Source organism: Devosia sp. 1635, from assembly GCF_013185955.1.
Lineage (GTDB): Bacteria > Pseudomonadota > Alphaproteobacteria > Rhizobiales > Devosiaceae > Devosia.
This window is the reverse complement of sequence record NZ_JABAOM010000002.1, coordinates 1,100,513-1,117,964: the sequence shown is the minus strand read 5'-3', so window position 1 is coordinate 1,117,964 and position 17,452 is coordinate 1,100,513. Positions and strand designations below refer to the sequence as shown.

The window sequence follows — 17,452 nt, the reverse complement described above, 5'->3', positions numbered from 1 at the left end:
GGTGTCGACGATTTAAAACGGACAGACCGCTTGCCACCCCAAGGAAGCCGTCTCGGAGCGCCGAAACAGAATGGCCGCTTTCAGGAGCTTGATCGGACTCGCTGAACGGCCGGAATGCGGGCGCTCGACTGTCCCCAGGGTGGTTAAGATTCGAGCACGGGCACACCCAGCTCAAGCGGTCCTCCGATTCGCCCGCCTCACCCCGTCCGGTGTAGTGCCTGTCCAGTTCCGGAAGGCTCGATAGAAGGAGTTGGGCTCGTCGAACCCTAGCAGGAATGAAATCTCCGCAGGGGCGAGGTTGGTTTTTTCGAGGTAGTGGCGGGCAAGTGCCTCGCGGGTGTTCCGCAGGATTGCCTGGAAACTCGTGCCCTCGACCTCGATGCGGCGTTGCAGCGTGCGCCGGCTCATGGCCAGCTTCCCGGCAATGGCCTCAATGGTGGCAAGACCGCTGGGGAGGCTTTCGAGCAGGGTGGCCCGCACCCGCTGCGCGGTGGTCGCGGAGGCTTCAAGGCTGGCCAGGCGGTGCCGAAGCTCGGGTTCGAACACCGACCAGAGCTGTTCGTTGGAGGTCAGGAACGGGCGAGTGGCATCGGCCAGTGTGAAGGTGATGCTATGCCCAGTTCCGCGTTGGATGCCGGTCCCCAGATAATCCTCGTAGGGTGTAGCTGAACTTGGCAGCACGGTCGTGGTGACGGCCGTTGGCCTTATCAGTTCACGCGTGCCCATGCGGGCGATCGAGACGCCGAACAGCAATTCCAGCAACACCAGAGATGTTGGTGGCAGCAGGGGCGTGTCGAGCCAGGTCAGCTGGAAGGTCACGGTGTCGGCCCTAGGCGTGACGTCCAGCCCGATGGGGCCGATCAGCGTCTTGTAGTGGACGATGCGCTGTGCCGCCACCAGCAGGTTGGGGCTGCACAGCGCTGCAAAGAGGAGGGGCGAGAAGGATTCGCTGCGGAGGCTTTCGCACAGCCGGATCGGCAGGAGCGGGTCTGCCGCTTCCGCCTCAAGGCTGTCCCAGAGGCGGTAATAGTGTTCCGGAGCAAGGCGGGCCGAGGGTTGCTGGAACAGATCATCGGGAAGGCCCGCCCGGCGCAGCACATTGGCGGGGACAATCTCCAGGTCCCTGAGCAGGGTGCGCCATGTCGTATCGAGTGCATAGTGATGCTCGTGCATGACGTCTCCAATCATCAAACCACCATCACGCGGCCAACCCCGGGCACTTCATGCACCAATGCCGAACTGCGCCCGCATGCCCGAAAAGAAGCTGGCGTCATCGGTTGTCCGCCGATTGTTCAGGAACTGGATGGCGTCTTCCCCCGCTGCGTAACGCAGCCGGTCGGTGCCGTCGGTGGTTGCGGCATAGACCGTTTCGGCGATCTGTTCGGGCGTCGATCCCTCCACCATCATAGGCCCCATCACCTTCCACAGGGCCTCCACCAAGCCTTGGTATTCCGCGATCGGTGGATCATTGCTGAAGTCAAAAGACGGCCCGGCGAAATTGGTGGCGATGGTGCCGGGCTCGACGAGCTTGAGGGCAATGCCGAGCGGGGCAAGTTCGTAGTGCAGCGCTTCTGAGAGCCCCTCCACCGCGAACTTGGTGCCATGGTAGAGCGTACCAAGCGGGAAAGCGACCCTTCCGCCTACCGAGGAGATATTGACGATCGTGCCCTTGCGCTTGGCCCGGAAGTGCGGCAGCAGGGCCTGCGTGACCGCCATGAGCCCGATGACATTGACGTCGAACTGGCGGCGGATCTTGTCGAGCGGTGTCACCTCCAGCGGACCGTAGGCGCCATAAGCGGCATTGTTCACCACCGCGTCGATGCGCCCGAACCTCGCCAGCCCAGCATCTATCGCAGACTGGATCGAGCCGACGTCCTGCACGTCGAGCCGCGTGACCAGGACCCGTTGGAGCTGGTTGAGTTCTGTCTCCCGATTGGGCGTCCGCATGGTGGCGATGACGTTCCAGCCCCTGGCTTGGAAAAGCTTTGCCGTTGCCCGGCCCAGGCCGCTCGAGGTCCCCGTTATCAAAATGGTGTCGGTCATGATGTGCTCCTTGGCTGGAGCGATCCTATGTCGTGCGGGCGACAGCGGCATTGGCAGAGGATGACAAGGGGCAATCAGATGGCGCCAAAAGTGAGTAGGATCTGAGTTTACGCTTCATGCTTCGACCTCAGCCAGCAAGTCGGTACGGTGTGGCAGGTCGCAGAGGTCGCGACAGCTTCGCGCATCCATGCTCAACAAACATGGTGCGGCAGCGGCAGTAGGGTAAACTGAAGTGGCAAGGCGTGCGGAGGGAGCAATCCCTAAGCGTCATGCTGTTCTGGAGAACGGGATGCCTTAGCCAAATAGGCGTCCCAACCTTCGATAGCCAACTCGGCGACCGCCCGCAGCTCGGCGAAGCTGACATCGTCCCGCGCCAGAATGGACATGCCTGCCTGGACTGTTTGTATGAGGCGCGCCAAGGCATGGAGATCAACGGCGTCCGACAGATCGCCATCGAGAATTGCTTGGCTAAACCTGGCTTCCAGTCGTTCCACAGTGGCCGCCCGTCCAGACCTTACGATCTCTCCGAGGACGTCGTGACCCTCGCTGCCGACAGAGGACAGCACCAGCATGCAACCCTTTGGGATGTCAGCCAAGTGTCCCGTGAGCGCAGCGGCGGAGTCCATCAGGAAGGACCGCACGGCCTCCCGTGCGGTGGCCGCGGCAGCGAAGTTACCCCACACCAGGTAATCATAAGTGCGGCGGTAGTACTGCAGCGACTCCACATACAGAGCCTCTTTGGAGTGGAAAGCGGCATAAAGGCTGGGCGAGCCAATGCCCATGGCTTGCTTGAGGTCAGATAATGACGTCGCCTCATAGCCTTTCGACCAGAACAGTCGGGCTGCGGCGGCAAGCGCGGCGTCTCGGTCGAATTGGCGAGGTCGTCCACGACTTTTAGCCATCTTCCGTCTCCAAGAAGTGGGCGATGAGATAATCTGCATCAAGCGATACATATCTACCCCAGCCCTCACCTTCAAGGTTCCTGCTCGGGCGGGGTCAGCCACGCCGAGCTGCTCGCTATCTATGCCTAACTGAATTCTGTGTTGATCGATACATAATTCTTGACGGGCCGGCGAGCGCCCGTCTACTGATTTGTGGATTGACCGATACAGAAAGTAGTTCAATGAGCGACCTGATCGGAAAACGCGCCCTGGTGACAGGGGCTTCCCGCGGCATCGGCGCCGGCATAGCTCTGGCTTTAGCGGAGCAAGGTGCTGACGTCGCAATTACCTATGAGCGGTCGGCCGACCGGGCGAATGAACTGGTGCGCAAGATCGAAGCCGCCGGTCGCCGGGGAGTGGCGATCCAGGCTGACAGCGCTGATGCCGCTGCAGTGAGCCGGTCGGTAGGCGAGGCGGCGGGCGGATTGGGCGGTCTCGACATTCTCGTCAACAATGTCGGCACCGCGCGCATGGGGGCCTTTGTTGATCTCACGCTGGACGACATTGATGCCTTGCTGAATGTGAACCTGCGCTCGGCCATGCTGGCGATCAAGGCGGCAATTCCGCACCTTGGCCGAGGCGGCCGTATCATCAGCATCGGTTCAAACTCGGCTGAACGCGCGCCCTTTTCTGGCCTGGCGGCCTACGCTCTCACCAAATCGGCTTACTTGGGACTGTCCCGCCATCTCGCCCGCGAACTGGGTCCGATGGGCATCACAGTGAACGTCGTTCAACCCGGCCCGACTGACACCGACATGAACCCGGCTAACGGTCCATTGGCCGACGAAAACCGTCGCCTGACGTCAGTGCTCCGGTACGGCACGCCCGCCGACATCGCGGCGGTCGTGGTTTTCCTGGCTAGCCCCGGTGCTGATTTCGTGACCGGAGCGACCTTGACCGTGGACGGCGGGTACAACGCCTAGGCCCAAGCAAAGGCGGCCCGTCCCTCTTCAGGCGCGACGCGCAAAAATTACAATGGCAATCCAATGAGCAGACGAATGAATCCTAAATCCGATACCTGGTCCGTTTGGCGCAGCAAAGTTCGTGTGGGCGCAGCATCAGCGCTGATGGGCTTGGCGATGTTCTCGCCTACAGCAGTGCTTGCACAAGTCACCGACAAGGGAAATCCCTACGCCCATTTGGACGTGTCGGATGACGCCCTGGTCGCTCAACTCGACGGCTTTCGCCGCGGGTTTGCCGACGTGAATGGGACGCGGCTGCACTATGTGGAGGGCGGGGAAGGCACGCCGGTCGTCCTCATGGCGGGGTGGCCCCAGACCTAGTGGGCGTTCCACGAGATCATGCCCAAGCTGGCGGAAAGCCACCGCGTCATCGCGGTCGATATCCGCGGCATGGGGGCATCGGACAAGCCCGAGGGTGGCTATGATAAAAAGAACATGGCCCAGGACATATACGAGCTGATCCAGAGCCGCGGATTGGAGAAAGTCCATATCGTCGGACATGATATCGGCGGGCACATCGCGTATCCGTTCTCTGTTCTCTACCCCGAAGCAACCCTGTCGACGACCTATCTCGACGTCGGCGGACTTCCCGCATCAACTTCCCAGATGACGCTCCTGCCGCCCCAGGTTCTGTCGGGAGAATTCAGGAAGGACTTCTTCATCTGGTGGTTCGCCTTCCATCAGGTGCATGGCATGCCCGAGCAGCTGATCGAGGGACGGGCACATATCTACCTGGACTGGTTTTGGGACTCGCTCCTCTACGATCAGGACGCGATCACCGAGTTCGATCGCGCCGTTTACGCAGACGCCTACAACACGCCTGCTGCCATTCGGGCAGGCGACGGATGGTACCAAGCCTATCCGCAGGATCTGATCGACAACGCTTCCTTCCCCGAGAAAATCGATGTCCCCTCGCTGGGCATCGGTGGCTTGGGCTACGGTTTGCTGGCTGATTTCATGGAAAATCGGATCGCCAACCCTAAGATCGTTCAGCTTGATGTCGGTCATTACGTAGCCGAGGAGGCACCCGAAGCGGTCACTGACCTGATCCTGGACTTCATTGGCGATAGCGAAGGCCAGTAAGCTTCAATGGCGTCGATCACCCCGACGCCATTCCCATCGCTCAGTCAACAACATGGAGAAGTGCTTCATGACAGACGAATTGTTGAAGCAACTATCTTCATTACATCCAAGCAGCGAACGCGCGGGATTTCAGTGCCATCGCGGATTTGATCAGCCCTGATGTCACCATAAATGGCCGATCCTACAGGCGGGATGACGTGGTGGATTCCCTCAAGAGCATAGTCCAGGCTGTGCCGGATTTCACCTGGGAGGTCGAAGAATTGTTCGTAGATGATGATCGTATCGCCGCCCGGCTTCGCGATACCGGAACCCCCGGGCAAACCTGGCTAGGCCTAGAGTCAACTGGCTGCCGCGTCGATTTCACCGAGTTCGCCAGCTACCGGATCCGAGACAGTCGCTTCGCCGAGATGTGGTTCTTAATGGACTACCAGGCCATTGCCCGCCAGCTCGGTGTGCTGCCTTAATACTTTACGTGATCTCAGCCATCCGATGCTGATGCACGAGTGACCCTCGTCAGCACGAAAACGCTGGCCGAACGCCTGAAAGGGGGCGCAGTCTGTCGGCAGGAACCGACCCCTTAGGCCGCCCTTCCGCGCAAGATCAGCCGATACTTGAAGCCGCCGTTCGCTGGGTGAAAGTGGCGTCGAGCATGGTTAGAAAGGCGCGCACGGCGGGGTTGGCGCGTCGGCTTGCCGGCCAAAGCACGGTGACGTTATTTCGCTCAACGGCGAACCTGGACAGCACTGGGATCAATTCACCGCGCTGCACGTAGGGAGCTGCCATGAAGGAGGCGCCTACCCCTATCCCACCACCGGCTGCCAGCATGATGAGCACGGCCTCGCTGGCATCGGCGAGCACACCGGAATTGGGCACGATCTCGATTTCACGATCGCCAATCCGGAATGGCCAGCGAAATGCCTGGCCCGTGCTCTGATACCGAAGATTGACGGTGTCGTGCCCTCCTAGGTCATCGGGGTGGGTTGGGGTGCCGCGTTCCTCGAGATAGCTTGGCGAGGCGAAGCAGCAAAGCCGATGGGGCGCGAGCTTGCGTGATAGAAGTCGAGTGTCAGCCAGATCACCGATACGTATGGCGACGTCGATCCCTTCCTCAATCATGTCCACCATCTGGTCACCCAGCCTAAGATCAACGACCAGGTTCGGATGGAGCCGGCGGAAAGCTGGTAAAGCGGGAGCGATCAGGTGGAGTCCGATCGGCAGTGACGCCGCCACGCGCAACGTGCCCGATGGCTCCGAGCGGGCCGTCATTGCCGTCTGCTCGATCTCCTCCGCCTCGCGGAGCAGACGCAGCGCGCGCTCATGCAGGTCGCGTCCTTCAGGCGTGAAGGCCAGCGAGCGTGTCGTACGGGTAAACAGCGACACCCCCAGATGCCGCTCAAGCCGCTGGACACTCTTGCTGACAGCCGACGGAGAAATCGACAGCGCGCGCGCCGCTGCCGTGTAGCTGCCCAGCGATCCCGCACGCGCGAAGGCGATAATGCCAGTGAGCCGGTCCAGAGTGATATGTTCCACCATGGCATTACTTAAACGCCTTCTGCAGCGATTATCAACCAGCAGTGCTGCCGCTAAATTCGCCAATGACAATGAGAGGCGGAGATTTGACCATGAGCGACGAGATGAAGGCAGTTCGTCTGCACGCATTTGGTGGTCCAGAGGTGCTGATGTACGAAGACGCGCCCAGGCCGGATGTGCAGCCCGGCGAGGTGCTTGTTTGGGTCCACGCGGCAGGGCTTAATCCGCCCGACTGGTATCTGCGGGACGGCTATCGAGCGCTGCCGCCAGAATGGCGACCCAACGCATCCTTCCCACTGATTCTCGGCACGGATGTGTCGGGCGTCGTGGAAGCGGTTCACCCCGACGTCGATGAGTTCAGCATTGGCGACGAGGTCTACGCGATGGTTCGCTTCCCTGACGACCTAATGACGGGAAGCGGCGCCTACGCGCAGTACATCAGTGTGCCGGCATCGCATCTTGCGTCCAAACCAACCGGTATCGACCATATTCATGCGGCCGGTGCACCGATGTCGCTTTTAACGGCATGGCAGTTCCTGATCGAGCTTGGCCATGACGAGCCCAATCCGTTCCAAGCCTTCCGGCATGAGCCAGTGCCCCTTGGCGGCCAGACGGTGCTGATCAACGGCGCCGGGGGCGGTGTCGGGCACCTGGTTGTCCAACTAGCGAAATGGCAGGGCGCTCGCGTCATCGCGGTGGCATCGGCCAAGAACGAGGCGCTGATGCGAAATCTCGGCGTGGATCAGTTCATCGACTACAAGACGATCGCGACGGAGGAAGTCGTCCGAAACGTGGACCTTGTCCTCGACGCAGTAGGCGGCGCGGACATGGAGCGCTTCTTACATGTTCTGAAGCCGGGTGGCGCGCTGTTCCTGGTCAACCCGCTGGGCTTTTCTGGTCACGCGGAGGCCAAGAAGCTCGGGATTACGGTCTCATCCACGCAGGTTCGATCCAATGGCGCGCAACTGGCAAAAGCCGCCCGCCTGCTCGACGACGGCATTGTGCGTGTCGTCATCGACAGCACATTCCCGCTGGCCGAGGCATCGCGCGCACATGAGCGCGCCGCCCACGGCAGTATTCAAGGCAAGATCGTGCTGTCCGTCTGATTTGTTGCTGTCAGCCGCCCGATCGTCGGAAGTGCAGACGGTCGAGCGGGATCCACCAAGGTAAGCCATGATGCTGATTGTTACCGGCTATATGTATGTCGAGCCCTCCTCGATTACCGAGTTTGTCGAGGATCTCCAGAAACTCGCCATCACTGCGCGGCAGCGGGACGGAAATCTGTCCTATAACGCGGCTATGGACGATCCGCATGCTGGCCGCCTCCTGATTGCCGAGCGGTGGAGAGACCAGGCCGCACTCACTGCTCATCTCCACTCTAGCGACACGGTCGCGTTCGTTGGCCGATGGGGTGACGCCATGAGAGGTGAAATTCTCAAATACGACGCCCGGCGTGAACGTGGCTTGATGGACGAGTAACAAAGTACGCCAATCAGCGCCGCCCCCACACTTTGCACGTTACGAGAAGATTTTAGGAGGCCTAGCTTTGACAAACAGCCCCATCGATGCAGGCGCCGGCCCAATTGGACTTTACGAGCGTATGGGCGAGCGCGCGACGCAGCCATTCGCGATCCAGCTGCTCGACCAGTTGATGCCGCTCGATGGCTTGGCGTTGATTGACGTCGCAGCCGGTACTGGTGGACTCGCGGTCGCTGCGGCAGAGCGCGGCGCATGGGTAACGGCGACCGATATCAGTCCGGACATGGTGGCGCGCAGCGCGGAGCGGCTCCGATCCTTCAAGAATGCCCGCACTGAGGTCATGGATTTCACATCGCTCGGCCCAGCCGGTGCAAGCTACGATGTCGCCATCTCGCATTTTGGCATTCTTGCTTATCCGACATGGCGGGTGGGGCTGGACGAGTTGCTGCGGGTCACCCGCCGCCAGGGTCGTGTTGGGCTGACAATGTGGACCCAGGAAGACGATTGCTCACCGGCACATCTGATGCGGCGTGTGTTCGCGCAGCTTCATCCGGATCGCGAACTATGGCCGGCAGGGATGTTCCCTACCTTCTCGCAAGACGAGCTGAGGGAGAGCCTGTTGGAGACTAGTTGCTCCACTGCCAATATTCACGTCGCTCAGGCAGACTGGAGTCCTTACTCCTCACCCGACGTGGTCAGCGAGTGCGACCCGATGTTCCGCGGTTTTCCGGGGTATGCTGCCTTGAGCCCCGATGAGGGTGAAAACTTACGTGAGGCGTTGCAGCAGGCCTTCAATGGCTATGCCGATGCACAAGGTATTATCCGGCTGCCCACTCGCGCCTTCATGATTGTGGCAACGAGTGGCTGATCATCTCGGCCTCGGCGCCTTGCGGCGGTGGGGCCTAGCCCAGCCGGGCGACTTGTTCTGGACTGCAGGCCAATGAAAGTGAACTAACATCGTCCAGCACTTGCTCGGCCGCTTGCGCCGATCAGGACGGAGGAAACCACCAACCGGGCTTCCAGCCAGCCGACCCGCTGTTTTATCGACGGTCCTCGCCCATTGCGCCCGCGGCTGAGCCGGGACCGCACCGCGCGGTCCCCTCTTGCTCCCGCGAGGCTCAGTGCGGACCGTCAGACCAGGCATCCCAGTCGGCGGTCCGGCCGGCATAGACTTGATCGATCTGTGCCCGGCCGCTGCCAAGCAGCAGGTGCAAGGGCGGGTGGGGGGCATCCACAACTGCCAATATTGCGGCAGCTGTTGTACGGGGATCATTGGCGCCCCCGGCCGGATACGCCGCCGCAAGTTCGTCCCGAAGGGGCCCGTAGGCGTCGATCGGCTGGGCAACGACCATCGAGGACGCGCTTGTGAAGTCCGTAGCGTGCGGGCCTGGCTCGATGATCGTGACGTTGATGCCCAGCCGCGCGACTTCGCCGGCAAGGGCTTCACCCAAGCCTACGACCGCGAACTTGGCCGCATTATAGAGCCCACCGCATGGTGTTGCCATGATGCCCGCGGTGCTGGCCACAGTCAGGATGTGACCAGACCCTTGGGCGCGCATGATCGGCAACGCAGCTTTCACGACTGCCAGCATGCCAAAGAAGTCGGTGTCCATGACGAGGCGCGCTTGTTCAATGCTGACCTCCTCTACCGCGCCGACCATCCCGAAGCCCGCGTTGCACACGACGATGTCGAGCCGGCCGAAATGATCGTGGGCCATGTGAACGGCCTTGATCGCGGCATCGGAGTCGGTGACGTCGAGCGTCAGCGGAAGCACCTGATCGCCGAACCTTTCGGTCAGTTCGACAAGCGAGGCTGGGTCGCGCGCGGCGACCGCAACCTTGTCCCCGCGCTTGAGTGCCGCCTCCGTCCAGATCCGACCGAAACCGCGTGATCCGCCAGTGAGAAACCATACTTTTTCAGCCATTGTGATGCCCTTTCGTGTTTTCAGAAACATGGGAACTGGTGTTCGTTTCGACAGCACCAAAGATGTCTCCTGTGATCCCTGCCGACTAGCTGGGATGAACTTGCAAGCCTTGTGAATGGGGCTCAGCAATGCATCGTGACACTTGGGGTGACATGGCTAGGGCGAGACAGTGACCATCCAGTCTCACGAACAAGGCGCAGCCCTGCCCGCCACGGTCTCGTGAGCCGCTCGTGATACGAACCACACTCTGGGGCAGGTGAGGTGACTGGTACCTGCACCATGGAAAGGGTCATCTGCTTGGGCGGGCCTTCAGCATGAGGGTCGACACGAAGCTCAAGGCCAGAACCGCCGCGCAGGCAAAGAATACCATCCGCGAACCATTGTGGTCGAAGATCCAGCCGCCTGCTGCCGCTCCAATGGTGATTGCGAGGTTGGCCGTTGCCACCAACAAGCCGCCGCCGGACTCCGCTTCATCGGGTGCGACGCGGGTGACCCATGTCGACCAGGAAACCGGAATAATGCCGAAGGCGAAACCCCAGATGGCGGTGAGTGCCGCGTCGGCAAACGCGTTGCCACCAAGGGTCGCCAGCAGGATGGCTAGAACCGCAAGCAGAAGGGGCATTGTTGCCAGCGTCCCGAACATCGAGCGCTCGATCAGCCGGCTGCTCACTGAATTGCCCACAAAGGTGCCGATGCCGAAGATGAGCAGTATGGAGGTGACACCCATCGGGCCCGCCCGCGTCACCGTTTCAAGAAACGGGCGAAGATACGTGAAGAAGCCAAAATGGCCAGTGAACACCAGCAGGAAAGCCAACATTCCCAAGCCTAGGCCTGGCCGGCGCAAGAGGCGAAACACGGTACTCAAACGTGCCGCCTGCTCGGAATGCATGGACGGCAGCAGCACCAATTGCGCGAGGAGAGCAAGGGCGCCCAAACCTGCCGCTGCCACAAAAACGGCCCGCCATCCCCAGAGATCGCCCAACAAGCTGCCAAGCGGCGCGGCAAACACGGTAGCCGCAGAAACGCCCCCGAACAGGATTGCCAATGCCTTGGCGATGTCTTTCTCCGGGACCAGCCGCATCATTGTCGCCGCGGACAATGCCCAGAAGCCGCCAAGCGAAATCCCGAGCATCATGCGGGCGAGCAGCAACAGGTTCAGCGAAGGCGCCACGGCCACAAGGAGATTGGACACGACCAGCAGGGAGGTGAGAAAAATCAGCACATTGCGGCGATCCACGCGACCGCTCGCGGCGGCAACGAGCAGGCTGGTAAGGACGGCCACGCCGGCAGTCACGGTCACAGCCTGGCCGGCCATGCCTTCGGTGACCTCAAGGTCGTGGGCCATGGAAGTGAGCAGGCTTGCCGGCAGAAGCTCGGCTCCAACGATGCCGAATATGCCAAGGCTCATAGCAAGCACGGCTCCCCATAACGGCAAGGAGGGCGCATAGGCGGTCGATGTCATGGCGGATATTCCTTGAATATGGGCTACTAGGCCAGAACGATGGGGCGTGCCCGGGCCAAATTGGCCATCAGCTCTGGCCGGGTTTGGCGCTCCTGCTTCCACGCCGGTTGCCCGGGAGCGCTGCGCCAGGATTGGCTGAGCGGACTATGGTCCACGGTGTCGAAACCGAACTGATCGTAAAGCCGGGTGACGAGCTCTACGGCTTCGGAGAAATTGCTTGAAGTTGACAGCGCTAGCCGGTCGGGGGCTCCGGCCGGTCGACCCCAGCTATTGATCCGGGGCGCCTGGATATGGGTGAAGGCCTTGACCACTTTCGATGTGGGAAGCTGCTCCTGGCGCAGTTCGTGCACGGTCTTTTCGCCGGAATCGACGAGGGGGAAATGGCCGTCACGCCAGATCATGTAGTTGTTGGTGTCGAGCACGATTTTGCCCGCGAGTTCGTCGACGGGCATGTCGTTGATCAACTTGAGCGGCACTGCCACGACCACGAAATCGGCTGCGGCTCCAGCTTGTGCCGCAGTTGCGGCTTGAGCTGATGGCCCCAGTTCTTGAACGAGGTCGCGCAGCGTTTCAGGGCCTCGCGAATTGGCCAGCACGACGTGGTAGCCATTCGCGATGGCTGCGCGCGCGAACTGTGTGCCGACTTCGCCTGCACCGATGATGCCGATCGTGGTCATGACAGCTCCTAGACGGACTGGGCCACGAGCTTTCAGATGCCGAGGCCACCAGCCACATCGATAATGCCGCCCGTCATGTAGCCGGCATGCGGGCCTGCCAGAAAACAGATCACCTCTGACACTTCCTTGAGTGTGGCGATCCGGCGGATAGGGTGCAGATCCAGAAAAGCGTCGGGAGCAACAGTGCCGCCGAAGACGTTGGCCATCATGTCGGTGGGCATCGCGCCGGGCTGGACGACGTTGACCGTGATGCTGCGGCCACCCAGGTCCCGGGCGACACCCTTGGCGTAGCCGTTGATGGCGGCTTTGGTTCCCGCATAGTCGGCAACACCGGTAACCAGAGCATGGGTGCCGTTCAGCGAGCCGATGAAGATGATGCGGCCGCCATCGGAGAGCACCGATGCTGCCGCCCGCGTGGTTGCCACCACGCCGAGGACGTTGACTTGCCACTGCTGGTCGAGAGCGCCCGTATCCAGGGCGAGATCGTCGACCATCTGCCCCTTGGCGACGATCGCCGCGTTGTTGACGAGGATGTCGAGCTTGCCAAAATGGGCCAGGACCTTTTCAATCAAGGGTTTTGCCGCGGCGGTGTCAGCCTGATCACTTTGGATCGCCAGGGCGCGCACACCCTTCGCCTTGAGTTTGTTGACCAGTGCTTCGGCTTTCCCGGCGGAGGCAACATAGCTGATGGCGACATCTGCGCCTTGGTCAGCCAGCGCCTCAGCTGTGGCGGCACCCAAACCGCGCGAGCCACCAGTCACCAGGGCAATCTTGCCTGCTAAGATATTTGACATGAGAAGTCTTTCATGGACGACCAGCTTCCGGCCGGGCGTATAATGCGGCGAAATCTATTGCATAATGTCCGTTACGGTAATGACGATTACGAAATCTTGACGTAGCGTGTCAAGCGGTTTAATAATAGCCGTTATGGAATGTGTTGAGTTGAGCTGATGGGACGTCATCGCGAGTTTGACCCCGATAAAGTACTTGATGCGGCGCTGGGGGTGTTTTGGGACAAGGGCTATGAGGGGGCTTCCTATGCCGACCTCACCAAGGCCGCTGGCGTGGAAAGGCCCGCGCTTTACTCCGCCTTTGGCAATAAGGAAGCGCTGTTTCGCCTGGCCCTGGCGCGCTACAACGAGCACTACCTGACATTCATTCCCGAAGCTCTCGCTCTGCCGACAGCACGGGATGTCGCTGCCCATATGCTGTTCAGCTCAGCCGACCTGAACACCCGCTATCCCGGGCACACGGGCTGTTTGAACATCAATGGGGCTGTGGCTGCATCGGATGATGCCGAGCCGATCCGACAGGCGCTGATCGATGTGCGTGCTGCAGGCGAAATCCAGTTCCGCGAGCGCTTCGAGCGGGCAGTAGCCGAGGGTGACTTGCCCCCGACTGCCAAGCCCGCGGCCCTCGCGGCTTTCCTGATGGCAGTCCTGCACGGCATGGCCTTGCAGGCCAAAGCCGGCTTTAATCGCGCGATGCTGGAAGCGGTGGCCGAGCAGGCACTTTCCGCCTGGCCCGCCAAGTTTGCATAGGTTGGAAGCTCGATTGGACCTTTGCCCGGGGGATCTTCCCGGCACAAGCCAATGGGACTCGAGGCTGGTGACAGCCTCGAGTCAGGTCGGTTACTCGTCACTGTTCTGAGAAAGTGAGAGTGGCGCCTGAGATGAGGAAGGCGCGGTGCGGACGGCGCCCGAGGTCGTGCCTACGTCAAGGCTGGTGGCTACTGCAGGGGCGGCCTCGAGCGTCCGAAATGTATGCTGATCGACGAATAGCCAGTAGACCTCGCCACTTGCGCTCTGGGCGTGAGCACGCAAGGCGTCACCCCATTTCTCGATGCCCGTGACGTCGATGCCTTTGGCTTTAAGATTTGCCTCGATCTCGCTGATCGAATGACCGTTGATCTCGCGATCCGACACCAAGCTTTCTGCTGCCATAGCAACGGGAGAAGCGGCGAACAGGGCAAGGGCGACAAAGCTGGTTTTCAGAAACATGGAAGTGTCCTTTCGTGTTGACAGGACCAAAGATGTATCCTGTGATCCCTGAGGACTAGCTGGGAAGAACTTGCAAGGCTTGTGAATGGAGCTCAGCAATGGATCGTGACACCTGGGGCGACATGGCTGTTCTGGCCGCAATAGTGGAGGCGGGCGGCTTTAGCCGGGCTGCCCCTCTGCTAGGTGTTTCCGCATCCGCATTGAGCCACCGGGTCAAGGCATTGGAGAACCGACTGGGCGTGCGCCTGCTCAATCGCACCACTCGCAGCGTTGCGCCGACCGAGGCCGGCGAACGTCTTCTCGCCCGCTTGCGGCCCGCCATCGCTGAAATCGATCTGGCCATCGCCGATCTTGACGCTGATCGCGGCCGCCCCTCCGGGCGGGTCAGGGTTACAACGCATCGCTCAGCAGCGTTTGAGCTGGTGCTGCCCAAGCTGCGCCGCTTCTCGACCGATTACCCCGAAATCGTCGTGGAGCTGGTGATCGATGATGGCTTGGTGGACATCGTGGCCGCAGGGTTCGATGCTGGTATCAGGCGAGCGCCCTCGCTGGAAAAGGACATGGTGTCCATTCGGCTTGATGAAGGTGATACGCTCTATGTGGTCGCCGCGCCGTCCTATATCGCCCGATTCGGGACGCCGCAGCACCCTCAGGATTTAACAGGGCACAACTGCCTCAACTTTCGCTACCCTTCGGCCCGCTTCATCCACCGCTGGACCTTTGAGCGCGATGGCCAGACGCTGGCTTTAGACGCTCCCGGCACGTTCGTGACGAGCGACAATGATTTGCTGCTCGCCTGCGCCCGCGAAGGCGTGGGCGTTACCATCGTGCTGCAGCGACATGTTGCGCCTTATCTAGCCTCGGGAGAGCTGGTTCGGGTGCTGGAGGACTGGCACTACCACGTGCCGCCCAATCATTTGTACTATGCTGGCCGGCTCAACCAACCTCCAGCCCTCCGCGCCTTTATCGATGCCATGAAGGCACCATAGGCACGCGGGCGGGCGATGCCTCCGCAGTCGACCGACCGGCCGATCACGACCCCTTTCGGTCTTTCCAAACCAAATGCCGTAGCCCGAAAGCTGCCGCCGATCGGCGCATAGTGCCGGAACAGCTGCTGGCTTCATTGGCTCAAGCGTTGCGAACGGATGCCGAGTTAAGCGGGGTGCTAGTCGAGCGCGCGTAAAGTGTGCTGGCAGCCAAGAGCACAAAAGCTGCTGCCGCGGCATACGGAGCACCGGCGAAGAGCCCGTAGAGCCATGCACTGGCAAGCGGGCCGAACATACGAGCAATTGATTGCTGGGACTGGTTTGCTCCCTGCACCTCCCCCTGCCGTCCAGCTGGGGCAGCGTCGGAGATTAGCGCGCTGACAGATGGCTGAAATAACCCGTCACCGAACGTGAACATCGCCATCCCGCAGATCAGCAGCAGCAACGTGGGAAAAATGGCAAGAAGTGACAGCATAACGAGTCCGGCCCCGTTAATGATAAGCCCAGCGATGGCCACGCGCCGTTCGCCGAAGCGTGGCAGTAATCGGGGTGCGACAAGCCCTTGACTGACGATGTCCATCACACCAATACCCGCCAGCACCAACCCAACAGTTGCAGGGCCGAAAGCCAGCAGTTCCTTGAGCAGCACCGCCAAATTCGACTGGAGGACCGTGCTGCCGAAAGCAAAGCAGAACACCACACCAAAGAGCAGCCGCAGACGCCGGTTACGAAGTGCTCCCGCCAGTTGCCCGAAAACGTTGAACTGACCCCAATGAAGGCCCGCGCTGCGACTCTCGGAAGGATGGCTTTCTGGCATATAAAGCTGGACCAGAACTGCATTGAGCACTGCCAGCCCCGCGGCCCCATAGAGCGGAGCGGAAAGCGATATTTGCCCGAGCAGGCCCCCGAGGACCGGCCCAAGCATGAAACCTAAGCCACCGGCTGCACCAAGCAAACCGAAGGCCGGTCCGCGCTCTTCGGGAGCATGGGTATCGGCGACATACGCGTACATTGCCGAAATGCTGCCCGCCGTAACGCCCTCGATGATGCGGCCCAGCACAAGGACCCAGAGGGCCCCCCCGATGCCGAACACGGCAAAGCTCAGCGCCGACCCGCACAGGGATAGTAGCAGGATCGGGCGTCGGCCGAAGCGGTCGCTCATCGCCCCGAGCACTGGCGCCGCGACGAAGGAGCAAAGCGCGTAGACGGCTATGATCAGCGACACCCAAAACGCTACTTCCGCGGCGGAGACGTAGCGCGCGACTGAGAACGGCAGCACCGGGATGATGAGCGTAAAACCGGCAAAGTTGAGGAAGACCGAGATCGCAATAACGCCGGTGCGACCAGTCAAACGGGTAAACAGCGAAGGAGTCGGCTGTGGATCGTGCATGAATTGCTCCTGTGTCGTTCGACCGGAGCAGCTCGTCGGTTGCGAACCACACGGACGAACAGTCGGCGCCTGTAACGGCGGCAGATGTTCGTCGTGGGACCTCATGCGCTAGGCAAGGGCAGAGCTTCCGTTTCCGAAAGGACTTGGGCCAACCACACCAAGTCATGCCTTTTCCGACACGGCTTACGTATTCACTTCGCTATCTATCTGCAACGGCAAAGTACTTCAGTTGGAAAGGTGCGTTCCATTTTAGCCGAGAGTTCACTAGGCGCCGCCGCGACGCGGAGGGAGCCGGCAAGATCATCAACATCACCTGCGTGCATGAGGCGATCCGGACCCCGGGGCTTCATTCCATGGCGCTGCAAAGGGGGCCTGCTCACCTTCACCCGCAGCGTGGCATTAGAAGTCGCCGACTTGCGCACCAATGTGAACGCCATTGCGCCCGGGCTGATCCGCACTCTCATCGCCCCGGGACCTTGACGCTCCGACCGCGCCAACAGACAGCGGCTGACCGACAGGACCATTGATGTCTTGGCACGTCGGCTTCGGGCTCCGGACCTAACCGCCTGGGTGGCTTTCCGAGAACCGCTTTGCGGCTGCCAGCACCGGGATCAAACCGCGGCCGGCATCGCTGAGGCTGTACTCGACGCGCGGTGGTTGCTCGCCAAAATCTTGTCGGATCACCAACCCGTCATTCTCCAACTCCCGCAGATGCTGCGTCAGCATCTTCTGGGAAACCTCCGGCATGTCCCGTCTGAGTTCTGAGTTTCGCAGTGTCGGTCGCTCGACAAGACGGAACAGGATCGGAAGTTTCCAGCGACCGCTGACCATGACCAACACTCTCGTGACATGGGCCGCCGATCCCTCTGGCCCGAGGCAAGCAGACCGATCCGGATTGGGTGCAGGCACTTTTAAGTGCGTAATTGTCTGGGTCATGGGCGGGTCTATCTATGCAAAACGAACTTTACGATAGG

General features: G+C 61.0%; 20 protein-coding genes. 9 read left to right on the top strand and 11 right to left on the bottom strand.

Translation table 11 applies throughout. The features are described from left to right. Positions 1-171: 171 nt before the first annotated feature. The 3 genes from HRU92_RS12180 to HRU92_RS12170 all read right to left on the bottom strand — a co-directional run bounded on the left by HRU92_RS12180 (position 172) and on the right by HRU92_RS12170 (position 2,945). Positions 172-1,173: an AraC family transcriptional regulator gene (locus HRU92_RS12180; protein ID WP_173088212.1), complete on the bottom strand. Its 1,002-nt coding sequence runs from the start codon at positions 1,171-1,173 to the stop codon at positions 172-174. A gap of 48 nt (positions 1,174-1,221) precedes the next feature. After that, positions 1,222-2,043 (bottom strand): SDR family oxidoreductase, encoded by an 822-nt coding sequence (locus HRU92_RS12175; RefSeq protein ID WP_173088211.1) that lies wholly within the window; start codon positions 2,041-2,043, stop codon positions 1,222-1,224. Between the two features lie 260 nt (positions 2,044-2,303). Then, a complete protein-coding gene (locus HRU92_RS12170; RefSeq protein WP_248307077.1) occupies positions 2,304-2,945 on the bottom strand; it encodes a TetR/AcrR family transcriptional regulator in 642 nt (213 codons plus the stop codon). A 221-nt stretch (positions 2,946-3,166) separates the two neighbouring features. Between HRU92_RS12170 and HRU92_RS12165 the strand changes: the two genes are divergently transcribed. From HRU92_RS12165 to HRU92_RS12150, 4 genes are all read left to right on the top strand, one after another. Then, positions 3,167-3,907, top strand: a complete 741-nt coding sequence (locus HRU92_RS12165) for an SDR family oxidoreductase (RefSeq protein ID WP_173088209.1) — start codon at positions 3,167-3,169, stop codon at positions 3,905-3,907. Between the two features lie 75 nt (positions 3,908-3,982). After that, positions 3,983-4,267 carry a hypothetical protein gene (locus HRU92_RS12160; RefSeq protein WP_172124659.1) on the top strand — a complete coding sequence of 95 codons (285 nt, stop codon included), beginning with the start codon at positions 3,983-3,985 and terminating at the stop codon, positions 4,265-4,267. 15 nt (positions 4,268-4,282) lie between these two features. After that, positions 4,283-5,029, top strand: coding sequence for an alpha/beta hydrolase (locus tag HRU92_RS12155; RefSeq protein ID WP_349236744.1), 747 nt, complete (start codon positions 4,283-4,285; stop codon positions 5,027-5,029). A 104-nt stretch (positions 5,030-5,133) separates the two neighbouring features. Further along, positions 5,134-5,493, top strand: a complete 360-nt coding sequence (locus HRU92_RS12150; RefSeq protein WP_172125152.1) for an ester cyclase — start codon at positions 5,134-5,136, stop codon at positions 5,491-5,493. 136 nt (positions 5,494-5,629) lie between these two features. On the opposite strand, the gene HRU92_RS12145 is transcribed toward HRU92_RS12150, so the two are convergent. Next, positions 5,630-6,562 carry a LysR family transcriptional regulator gene (locus HRU92_RS12145; RefSeq protein WP_127755317.1) on the bottom strand — a complete coding sequence of 311 codons (933 nt, stop codon included), beginning with the start codon at positions 6,560-6,562 and terminating at the stop codon, positions 5,630-5,632. 89 nt (positions 6,563-6,651) lie between these two features. Between HRU92_RS12145 and HRU92_RS12140 the strand changes: the two genes are divergently transcribed. The 3 genes from HRU92_RS12140 (at position 6,652) to HRU92_RS12130 (ending at position 8,906) form a co-directional block, all read left to right on the top strand. Next, a complete protein-coding gene (locus HRU92_RS12140) occupies positions 6,652-7,665 on the top strand; it encodes an NADP-dependent oxidoreductase (RefSeq protein WP_172124655.1) in 1,014 nt (337 codons plus the stop codon). Between the two features lie 67 nt (positions 7,666-7,732). Further along, on the top strand, positions 7,733-8,038 hold the full coding sequence (locus HRU92_RS12135; RefSeq protein WP_248307075.1) for a putative quinol monooxygenase: 306 nt from the start codon (positions 7,733-7,735) through the stop codon (positions 8,036-8,038). Positions 8,039-8,105: 67 nt separating this feature from the next. Then, a complete protein-coding gene (locus tag HRU92_RS12130) occupies positions 8,106-8,906 on the top strand; it encodes a class I SAM-dependent methyltransferase (protein ID WP_173088207.1) in 801 nt (266 codons plus the stop codon). 250 nt (positions 8,907-9,156) lie between these two features. Here HRU92_RS12130 and HRU92_RS12125 read toward each other — a convergent pair whose 3' ends face one another. The 4 genes from HRU92_RS12125 to HRU92_RS12110 all read right to left on the bottom strand — a co-directional run bounded on the left by HRU92_RS12125 (position 9,157) and on the right by HRU92_RS12110 (position 12,896). Next, on the bottom strand, positions 9,157-10,020 hold the full coding sequence (locus HRU92_RS12125; RefSeq protein ID WP_349236872.1) for an SDR family NAD(P)-dependent oxidoreductase: 864 nt from the start codon (positions 10,018-10,020) through the stop codon (positions 9,157-9,159). Positions 10,021-10,252: 232 nt separating this feature from the next. Continuing rightward, positions 10,253-11,425, bottom strand: a complete 1,173-nt coding sequence (locus tag HRU92_RS12120; RefSeq protein ID WP_172124651.1) for an MFS transporter — start codon at positions 11,423-11,425, stop codon at positions 10,253-10,255. Positions 11,426-11,451: 26 nt separating this feature from the next. After that, positions 11,452-12,102, bottom strand: a complete 651-nt coding sequence (locus HRU92_RS12115; protein ID WP_173088205.1) for an NAD(P)-binding domain-containing protein — start codon at positions 12,100-12,102, stop codon at positions 11,452-11,454. A gap of 32 nt (positions 12,103-12,134) precedes the next feature. Beyond that, on the bottom strand, positions 12,135-12,896 hold the full coding sequence (locus HRU92_RS12110; protein WP_172124647.1) for an SDR family oxidoreductase: 762 nt from the start codon (positions 12,894-12,896) through the stop codon (positions 12,135-12,137). Positions 12,897-13,052: 156 nt separating this feature from the next. On the opposite strand from HRU92_RS12110, the gene HRU92_RS12105 reads away from it, so the two are divergent. After that, entirely contained in the window at positions 13,053-13,643 is a 591-nt protein-coding gene (locus HRU92_RS12105; protein WP_172124645.1) for a TetR/AcrR family transcriptional regulator, read from the top strand. 90 nt (positions 13,644-13,733) lie between these two features. Here HRU92_RS12105 and HRU92_RS12100 read toward each other — a convergent pair whose 3' ends face one another. After that, positions 13,734-14,102 carry a hypothetical protein gene (locus HRU92_RS12100; RefSeq protein WP_172124643.1) on the bottom strand — a complete coding sequence of 123 codons (369 nt, stop codon included), beginning with the start codon at positions 14,100-14,102 and terminating at the stop codon, positions 13,734-13,736. Positions 14,103-14,200: 98 nt separating this feature from the next. Here HRU92_RS12100 and HRU92_RS12095 point away from each other — a divergent pair, with 98 nt between their 5' ends. Continuing rightward, positions 14,201-15,091, top strand: coding sequence for a LysR family transcriptional regulator (locus tag HRU92_RS12095; protein WP_172124641.1), 891 nt, complete (start codon positions 14,201-14,203; stop codon positions 15,089-15,091). 139 nt (positions 15,092-15,230) lie between these two features. Here the strand turns inward: HRU92_RS12095 and HRU92_RS12090 are convergent, their stop codons facing one another. Then, positions 15,231-16,478, bottom strand: a complete 1,248-nt coding sequence (locus HRU92_RS12090; RefSeq protein ID WP_210259509.1) for an MFS transporter — start codon at positions 16,476-16,478, stop codon at positions 15,231-15,233. A gap of 558 nt (positions 16,479-17,036) precedes the next feature. Continuing rightward, positions 17,037-17,414 carry a helix-turn-helix domain-containing protein gene (locus HRU92_RS12080; protein ID WP_172124637.1) on the bottom strand — a complete coding sequence of 126 codons (378 nt, stop codon included), beginning with the start codon at positions 17,412-17,414 and terminating at the stop codon, positions 17,037-17,039. Positions 17,415-17,452 lie beyond the last annotated feature (38 nt).